The 7605-nt window shown below is 62.7% G+C and carries 9 protein-coding genes; all 9 read right to left on the bottom strand.

Annotated elements, in window-relative coordinates; all coding sequences use genetic code 11:
- Window positions 1-87 precede the first annotated feature (87 nt).
- The 9 genes from EV674_RS08860 to benC all read right to left on the bottom strand — a co-directional run bounded on the left by EV674_RS08860 (window position 88) and on the right by benC (window position 7571).
- Window positions 88-885 carry an SDR family NAD(P)-dependent oxidoreductase gene (locus EV674_RS08860; protein WP_119013106.1) on the bottom strand — a complete coding sequence of 266 codons (798 nt, stop codon included), beginning with the start codon at window positions 883-885 and terminating at the stop codon, window positions 88-90.
- Between the two features lie 12 nt (window positions 886-897).
- Window positions 898-1488: an antibiotic biosynthesis monooxygenase gene (locus EV674_RS08855; RefSeq protein ID WP_119013107.1), complete on the bottom strand. Its 591-nt coding sequence runs from the start codon at window positions 1486-1488 to the stop codon at window positions 898-900.
- 19 nt (window positions 1489-1507) lie between these two features.
- Window positions 1508-2290 (bottom strand): 2-oxopent-4-enoate hydratase, encoded by a 783-nt coding sequence (gene dmpE, locus EV674_RS08850; protein ID WP_119013108.1) that lies wholly within the window; start codon window positions 2288-2290, stop codon window positions 1508-1510.
- A gap of 157 nt (window positions 2291-2447) precedes the next feature.
- The gene (locus tag EV674_RS08845) at window positions 2448-3908 is read right to left on the bottom strand and encodes a 2-hydroxymuconic semialdehyde dehydrogenase (RefSeq protein WP_119013109.1); all 1461 of its coding nucleotides are present in this window, start codon (window positions 3906-3908) and stop codon (window positions 2448-2450) included.
- 30 nt (window positions 3909-3938) lie between these two features.
- Window positions 3939-4391 (bottom strand): GlcG/HbpS family heme-binding protein, encoded by a 453-nt coding sequence (locus EV674_RS08840; protein WP_119013110.1) that lies wholly within the window; start codon window positions 4389-4391, stop codon window positions 3939-3941.
- A gap of 35 nt (window positions 4392-4426) precedes the next feature.
- Window positions 4427-5371, bottom strand: a complete 945-nt coding sequence (locus tag EV674_RS08835; protein WP_119013111.1) for a catechol 2,3-dioxygenase — start codon at window positions 5369-5371, stop codon at window positions 4427-4429.
- 27 nt (window positions 5372-5398) lie between these two features.
- Window positions 5399-5755: a 2Fe-2S iron-sulfur cluster-binding protein gene (locus tag EV674_RS08830; RefSeq protein ID WP_119013175.1), complete on the bottom strand. Its 357-nt coding sequence runs from the start codon at window positions 5753-5755 to the stop codon at window positions 5399-5401.
- Between the two features lie 17 nt (window positions 5756-5772).
- Window positions 5773-6558 (bottom strand): 1,6-dihydroxycyclohexa-2,4-diene-1-carboxylate dehydrogenase, encoded by a 786-nt coding sequence (locus tag EV674_RS08825; protein WP_119013112.1) that lies wholly within the window; start codon window positions 6556-6558, stop codon window positions 5773-5775.
- Window positions 6555-7571: a benzoate 1,2-dioxygenase electron transfer component BenC gene (benC, locus tag EV674_RS08820; protein ID WP_119013113.1), complete on the bottom strand. Its 1017-nt coding sequence runs from the start codon at window positions 7569-7571 to the stop codon at window positions 6555-6557. The genes EV674_RS08825 and benC overlap by 4 nt, the downstream gene beginning before the upstream one ends.
- Window positions 7572-7605: the final 34 nt, after the last annotated feature.

The following is a 7605-nucleotide window of genomic DNA, read 5'->3' as shown; positions in this document are numbered from 1 at the left end:
CCGCAGGACTGAGCTTTCTCATGTCGGTCAGTTTCATCAAGACAACATCCGGGTAATCAGAAATATTTCAAGTCGTTTTGTTTCTAATTAATAAATAAGAGAGCGCACCACGCCGCCTTCGACGTGCAGCGCAGCGCCATTGGTGGCAGCGGAGCGCGGGCTACAGACGTAAGTCACCATGGCGGCGATTTCTGCTGGCTCGATGAAACGCTGCAGCAGCGAGGTGGGCCGGGCAAACTTGAAAAAGTCGTGTTCGGCTTGCTCCAGCGTTTGGCCGGCATCGCGTGCCAGCGTGGCAAAAAAGTCACCCACGCCTTCGGTGCGGGTCGGGCCGGGCAGCACGCTGTTGACGGTGACGCCGGTGCCGATGCAGGTTTCTGCCAGGCCGCGTGATACCGACAGCTGGGCCGACTTGCTCATGCCGTAATGCACCATTTCAGCAGGCGGGCAAATGCCCGACTCGCTGGAGATGAACACGATGCGGCCCCAGTTGCGCGCCTTCATGCGCGGCAGGTGGTGGCGCGACAGGCGCACGCCGCTCATCACGTTGACCTCGAAAAAGCGCGTCCAGTCCTCGTCGCCAATCTGCTCGAACGGCTTGGGCTCGAAGATGCCCAGGTTGTTGACCAGAATGTCCAGCTCGCCAGCGCCGTCCAGCAATTGCTGGCAACCGGCGGCGGTGGACAAATCGGCCACCACCCCGCTCACCACGGCACCGGCCACCTCGGCCTGGATGCGCGCTACGGCGCTGGCCAGCCGGGCTGGGTCGCGGCCACTGAGCACCACATGGGCGCCCTCAGCGGCCAGTTCACGGGCACTGGCCCAGCCAATGCCGGAGGTGGAGCCGGTGACCAGAGCACGTTTGCCTTTGAGTAAAAGATCCATACCAAGTCCTTGTCAGGTGTTGTCGCGCGCAGGCGGGTACAAAAAAGGTTTGAGCCAGGCGGTGAGCCGGGGCGCCACGACCCAGGTCATGATCAGCACCACCAAGGCGGTGATGACCATCACGCGCGGCAGCAGCGGCCAGCGCTCCAGCCACGGGGCCACCACCAGAAACAACATGAATACCGTGGGGCAAATGCCCAACCAGGTCACCACCGCCACCTTCCAGCGCGGCGGTGGCTGGTGTGCCGGTGCCCCCGCAGTCGCAAACCAATGCCCCAGGCCGCTGACCTCGCGCAGTTTGCTGCTGCTGAAGGTGTGTGCGGCCATCGCCTCCAGGCACCGCATGCGCTCGGGCGAGGTTTGCCAGGCTTGCAGGTGCGCGGGGTTGTCAAAGGCAAACACCGTGTGGAACAGGTTGTGCTCTTGCTCGTCGGCATCGGCCTCGGGGCGCACCAGGTGTCCACCCAGATAGCCCGCAAACCGGCTGGCCGCTGCGGTCATGGCATCGGCGGCTTGCATAAACTCGGCCTCGTGCCCGGGCTTGACGCGGCGCGACACCAGCACGGTGACGGCGCTGGCAGAGGGGTGAACGGCTGTGGCCATGGTCTGGCTACCTACACGCTCAGGAGAAGCGCACCGAGCAGTTGCCCAGCCCGCCGATGGAGACGCGGAAGTTGTCGCCCGCCTTGGCTGGCGACATGGCCGCCAGGGCGCCCGACAAGATCACTTCGCCCGCCTTCATGCCAATGCCCAGGCGGCCCAGCGTGTTGACCAACCAAGTCACCGCGTTCACGGGCGAGCCCAGCGCGGCAGCGCCCGCGCCGGTGCCGATGATTTCGCCGTTTTTCTCCAGCACCATGCCGCAGGTGGACAGGTCGATGCGGCGGGGGTCCACCGCGCGGTCGCCCAGCACAAACACGCCGCAGGAGGCGTTGTCGGCCACGGTGTCCTGGATCTTGATCTTCCAGTCGCGGATGCGCGAATCGACGATCTCGAAGCACGGCATCACGCATTCGGTGGCGGCCAGCACGTCGGCGTTGCTGATGCCGGGGCCCATCAGGTCTTTTTTCAGGATGAAGGCGATTTCGCCCTCGGCCTTGGGCTGGATCAGCGTGGAGGTGTCGATGGCGTCGCCCTCGTTGTAGATCATGCCGTCCAGCAGATAACCAAAATCGGGTTGGTACACGCCCAGCATGTTCATGACCGCCGCCGAGGTGACGCCGATTTTCTTGCCCACCACGCGCTCACCCGCCTGCACGCGGCGCGCCACCATGCGCTGCTGCACGTGGTAGGCGTTTTCGATGGTGATGTCGGGGTAGCGGCTGGTGAGCGGATCGACCACGGTCTGGGTCGTCATGGCCTGGTACAGCTCGTCGCCCAGGGTTTCAATCAGTTTTGCATCCATTGCGGTTCCATCCGGTAGGTGGGTAAAGAAATAATGGTGTTTTCAGCCTCTAGCGCTTGCACACCAAGCGCTAGCAGCTATCAAAAAGTGAGCAATTCAACAGCAGCAGGTCACAGCCGTGGCTGCACGGCCCTGCCGCTGTGGGCACACCGGGCGATCAGTACTTGATCATCACGTTGCGCAGCTCGGTATAGAACTCCAGCGAATGCACGCCGCCCTCGCGGCCAATGCCCGACTGCTTGGAGCCACCAAACGGCGTGCGCAGGTCGCGCAGGAACCAGCTGTTGATCCAGCACAGGCCCACTTCGATCTGCGTGGCCAGGCGGCTGGCGCGGCCGATGTCTTGCGTGTAGATGGAGGTGGCCAGGCCGTACTGGGTGTCGTTGGCCATGCGCACGGCTTCTTCTTCGGTGTCGAAGGGCTGGATGTGGCAGCAGGGGCCAAAGATTTCTTCGCGCACCACGCTGGCCGTTTCGGGCAGGCCCGTCCAAATGGTGGGCTGCACCCAGCAGCCGTCTTTCAGGTCGTCGGGCATGTCGGGCACGCCGCCGCCAAAGACGACGGTGGCGCCCTCTTCCTTGGCTTTGGCGTAGTACGACAGCACCTTCTTCTGGTGAACCTTGCTGACCAGCGGGCCAATCTTGGTGTCGGGGTCAAAGGGGCGGCCAGGCTTCATGGTTTCGGCCTTGACCTTGAGGGCAGCCACAAACTTGTCGAAGATGGGGCGCTCCACGTACACGCGCTCGGTGCCCAGGCAGACCTGGCCGCAGTTTTCAAACACCGAACGGGTCACGGTGTTGACGGCATTGTCGAAGTCGCAGTCGGCAAACACCACGGCAGCGTTCTTGCCACCCAGCTCCAGCGACACCGGGCGGATGCCATCGGCAGCGGCCTTCATGATGGCGGTGCCGGTTTTGGTTTCGCCCGTGAAGGTAACGCCATTCACACCGGGGTGGGCCGTGAGGAAGGAGCCTGCCGAGTTGGTACCAAAGCCGTTGACCACGTTGTACACGCCGGGGGGCACGCCCACCTTGTTCATCACCTCGCCCAAGAGCGTGGCGGTGCTGGGCGTGGCCTCCGAGGGCTTGACCACCACGGTGTTGCCGCAGGCCAGCGCGGGGCCGGCCTTCCAGGTCATCAGCAAGAGTGGCAGGTTCCAGGGGCAGATGATGGCGATCACGCCGCGCGGCGTGCGCACGCCGTAGCTGCGGGCGGTTTTGCCATCGGGGGTGCGCATCTCGAAAGACTCGGTAGAGACGTTCTTGATGGTGTCGGTAAAAATCTTGAAGTTGGCTGCACCGCGCGGAATGTCGATGTGCGAGGCCAGGTGGGCGGGCTTGCCGGTGTCGGCAATTTCGGCCTGCAAGAAGTCATCAAAACGGTGGTTGATCTCGGCCACCAGACCATCGAGCATGGCGCAGCGCTCGACCACCGAGAGCTTGCCCCAGGGGCCGTGCAGCGCAGCACGGGCAGCGGCCACGGCAGCATCGACCTCGGGCTGGCCCGCCTCATGCACCATGCCGATCAGCGAGTTATCGACCGGGTTGCGCTTTTCGTAGGTCTTGCCACTGGCATTGCCGACGTACTCGCCGTTGATGAAGTTCAGGATCTGTTTCATGGTGTGATCAAAGTGATGCAGTTGAAGGGGTTAAGCCAGGCCAATGGCCTTGAGCCCGGCCTGGGCGATGGCTTCATCTTCCTGCTCGGAGCCACCGGAAACCCCGATGCCACCGATGCGCAAGCCGTTCTCCAGAATCGGCAGTCCACCGCCAAAGGCGACAAAGCGCGGGCGCAGCACGAGGCCCTCGCGCACGGCTGGCGAATGTTCTTGCAGGACTTTGTGCCACTGCGATGTGGCCAGCCCAAAGCTGGCTGCGGTGTAGGCCTTGTCGATGGCGATGTCGATGGAGTGCAGCGGCGCACCCGGCATGCGCAAAAACGCCACCTGCACACCGCTGACATCCACCACCGCCACGTTGACGGCCACGCCCAGCGCTTGCGCATAGGCCACGCTGGCGCGCACCGCATCGCTGGCGGCCAGCACATCAATCAACCGCTGGCCTACGCTGCGGGTACCGGAAGAGCTAGGAAAGTTGTCCATAAGTTCGTGTCGTTGGGTGTGAAGGTGGCCGACGATCAGGTGTACACCTCAGTGAAAGAGGACACCAGTTCGCCGGTGTGATAGAAAATTCCGGAGCCAAGCTTATCTTCCGTCCAGGTGGTCACGGGGCGGTCGGGCTGCGCGAGGTAGCCCAGGCCGGCAAAGGTTTCGTTGCGGTTGCCGCTGGGGTCAAAGAAGTAGATGGTTTCGCCGCGCGTGATGCCGTGGCGTGTGGGGGCCACGTCGATCTTGACCTTCTTCTTGGCCATGACGTCGGCAGCCTTGAGCACGTCGTGCCACGAGTCGAGAAAGAACGAGATGTGGTGCAAACCGTTGGTCGGGCCGCCCACAAACGCGATGTCGTGCGGCGTGGTGGTGCGGAACATCCAGGTCGCGGCCTGGATGTTGCCCTCGGGGCCCACCAGCACCTGCTCCGACAAACCGAAGTCCAGCACTTCCGACATGAACTTGGTGTTCTCGGCCACGCGGTTGATGCCTTCAGCGGGGTTGAGCTCGCACATCAGCAGCAGGTGGTCCAGCCAGTGGGCACCAGCGCCTTTGAGGTCATCGGGCCACGGGTCAGGGTTGGTGGTGCCCACATCGGTGCCCACGTACTCCTTGGTGGCGTACAGGCGCATTTCGTGCGTGCTGGGCAGGTTGAACTTGAGCACACGGCCCGTGGCGGGCATGGTGCCTTCGGCCAGCATCTCGGTGGCAATGCCATACGCTTCAATGCGCTGTTGCAGCGCATCCAGGTCGGCTTCGCGGCGCACCTTGTAGGCCACGTGGTTGATGCCCGCGCGGTCTGAGGGGGTCAGAACCAGGGAGTACTTGTCCCACTCGTCCCAGCACTTGAGGTACACGTTGCCGTGCTCGTCTTGCAGGGTGGTTTTCATGCCAAGCACTTCTTCGTAGTGCTTGACGGCAGCCGCCATGTCCATCACTTTGATGCTGACGTGGCCAATTCGCATAACGCCCATTGCTATCTCCTGTTGGTATGTCAATTGTCAGATTGGTGTGGAATCCGCCGCTGGGGCGGGCTTCCTGGAAAAAGGCTTGAGCAGCCTGCCTGCCACCTCCAGCCGGACTGCCGTGACCGGGGTCACGCGACAGGCCAGGGTGATGCCTTGTGCCTCTTCTTCGATAGAGACATGCGCCCGGCTGATCGGCCCGCACGATTGCACTTGCCCCGACACGATGCGCACCTTGCACACGCCACAGCCACCGCTGACGCAGCCCGCCGGTATGCCCTTGCGACCCAGCTTGAGCATGCCCTTGAGCAGGTTCTCGTTGGTGGCGCAGGCATAGATCTCGCCCGACTGGGCAATCTCCACGCTGACTTTGGGATGGGTGTCGAAAAACATGGTCGGCGCCCAGTGCATCAGCCCAGATCGCCGCCGCCCACCGGCAGCACCGTGCCGGTGATGTAGGACGACTCATCCGAGGCAAAGAACAAAATCGGCGCAATCTGCTCGTCCAGCGTGCCGTAGCGGTGCATCAGGCTGGAGGCTTTGGTCTGGTCCACGATGGCCTGGTACCAGACTTTTTCCTGCCGGGTTTGCTTGGCGGCATTGCGCGGAATCTTGCGGGGCGGCGCCTCGGTGCCACCAGGGGCGGTGGCGTTGATGCGAATGCCGTTTTGCGTGTGCTCCATGGCCAGCGATGCCGTCAGGGCGTTGACACCGCCCTTGGCCGCCGCATAGGGCACCCGGTTGACCCCGCGCGTGGCAATCGACGAAACGTTGACGATCACGCCCTTCTTTTTCTTGAGCATGGCCGGCAGCACGGCGCGGCAGCACCACAGGGTCGGGAACAGGGAGCGCCGAACCTCGGCCTCAATCTGTGCTTCCTCATAGTGCTCGAAAGGCTTGGCCCAGATGGTGCCGCCCACGTTGTTGATCAGCACATCGACGCGCTTGTACAACTTCAGGCACTCGGCCACCATGGCCTGGGCACCGGCAAAGGTTTCCAGATCGGCCTCAAAGGCAGCCGCCTTGCCGCCAGCCGCAGTAATCTCGGCCACGGTGTCCTTGACCAGGTCAGAGCGGTCCACGGCCAGTACGCTGCCCCCTTCGGCGGCTACACGCTGCGCCACGCCCTGGCCAATGCCCTGGGCCGCGCCCGTGACAATCACCACCTTGCCAGTAAATCGGTGTGCGTGGCTCATGCGGCCCCCGTCTCGTTGGTGGAAGAAAATTTTTCGAACAGGAAGTTCTGGGGCTGTACGCCCACGCCCGCCATCCACTTGCGCACGCCTTCAACCATGGGCGGTGGGCCGCACACATAGACATCGACGTTGCCATCATGCAGGTCGTGGGCCGACAGGTGGCTGGTCACATAGCCCTGTTTGGGGTGACCACTGGCGGCATCGACCACCGTGGTGAAGTAATCAAAGTCAGGCAGGGCCGCCTTGAGCGCATTGAGCTGCTCCAGCTCGACCAGGTCGTCGTTGGTATTAACGCCGTAGGCCAGGCGGATGGGGTGCGCTGGCGGGTTGTCCTTGAGCCACAGCAGCATGGACAAAAACGGTGCCAAACCCGTGCCACCGGCCAGCATCAGCACGGGTCGCTGCACCGGGCGCAGGTAAAAGCTGCCATACGGCCCGGTGAACATCATGAAGTCACCCACCTGCGCCTTGTGGCGCATGAAGGTGCTCATCATGCCGTCGGGCACATCGCGGATCAGAAAGGATTGCTCCAGCCGGTTGGGCGCCGAGCTGAAAGAGTACGAGCGCGTGTCCTTGCTGCCGGGCACCAGCAGATTGACGTACTGCCCTGGCAAAAAGGCCACCGGCAGCTCGGACTTCACCGTGAACGACACCGTAGTGGCGGAGTCGCGGTTGATGCTCTGCAAATGGCTGCCGTGCGTGCCGACTTCCGTCTTGCAAGCCGCCGACGAAGCCGGCACCTTGATGACGCAATCGGAAGTGGGCTTCATCTGGCAGGTGAGCACATAGCCTTGATCGGCCTCTTCGTCGGTCATGGCGTCTTCGATATAGACGCCCATGGTGAAACTGCCACTTTCGCAATGGCACTTGCAGGTACCGCAAGCACCATCCCGGCAATCGAGCGGGATGTTGATCTTGGCCCGGTAAGCGGCATCGCAAACCAGTTCATCGGCATCACAAGAAATGATGCGCGAGACACCGTCCTCGAACTGAAGCGCAATGTTGTAAGACATGGAATCGTTTCCTCTGAGAAGTGGCAATTCGCTA

It is taken from the genome of Simplicispira metamorpha (assembly GCF_004341365.1).
Lineage (GTDB): Bacteria > Pseudomonadota > Gammaproteobacteria > Burkholderiales > Burkholderiaceae_C > Simplicispira > Simplicispira metamorpha.
Note: the sequence above shows the minus strand (reverse complement) of the source record. Positions and strands in the feature narration are given on the sequence as shown.

Coding starts and splice junctions, on each gene's coding strand:
- EV674_RS08860 (WP_119013106.1), bottom strand. CDS start 885: ATGGATCTTTTACTCAAAGGCAAACGTGCTCTGGTCACCGGCTCCACC.
- EV674_RS08855 (WP_119013107.1), bottom strand. CDS start 1,488: ATGGCCACAGCCGTTCACCCCTCTGCCAGCGCCGTCACCGTGCTGGTG.
- dmpE (WP_119013108.1), bottom strand. CDS start 2,290: ATGGATGCAAAACTGATTGAAACCCTGGGCGACGAGCTGTACCAGGCC.
- EV674_RS08845 (WP_119013109.1), bottom strand. CDS start 3,908: ATGAAACAGATCCTGAACTTCATCAACGGCGAGTACGTCGGCAATGCC.
- EV674_RS08840 (WP_119013110.1), bottom strand. CDS start 4,391: ATGGACAACTTTCCTAGCTCTTCCGGTACCCGCAGCGTAGGCCAGCGG.
- EV674_RS08835 (WP_119013111.1), bottom strand. CDS start 5,371: ATGGGCGTTATGCGAATTGGCCACGTCAGCATCAAAGTGATGGACATG.
- EV674_RS08830 (WP_119013175.1), bottom strand. CDS start 5,755: ATGTTTTTCGACACCCATCCCAAAGTCAGCGTGGAGATTGCCCAGTCG.
- EV674_RS08825 (WP_119013112.1), bottom strand. CDS start 6,558: ATGAGCCACGCACACCGATTTACTGGCAAGGTGGTGATTGTCACGGGC.
- benC (WP_119013113.1), bottom strand. CDS start 7,571: ATGTCTTACAACATTGCGCTTCAGTTCGAGGACGGTGTCTCGCGCATC.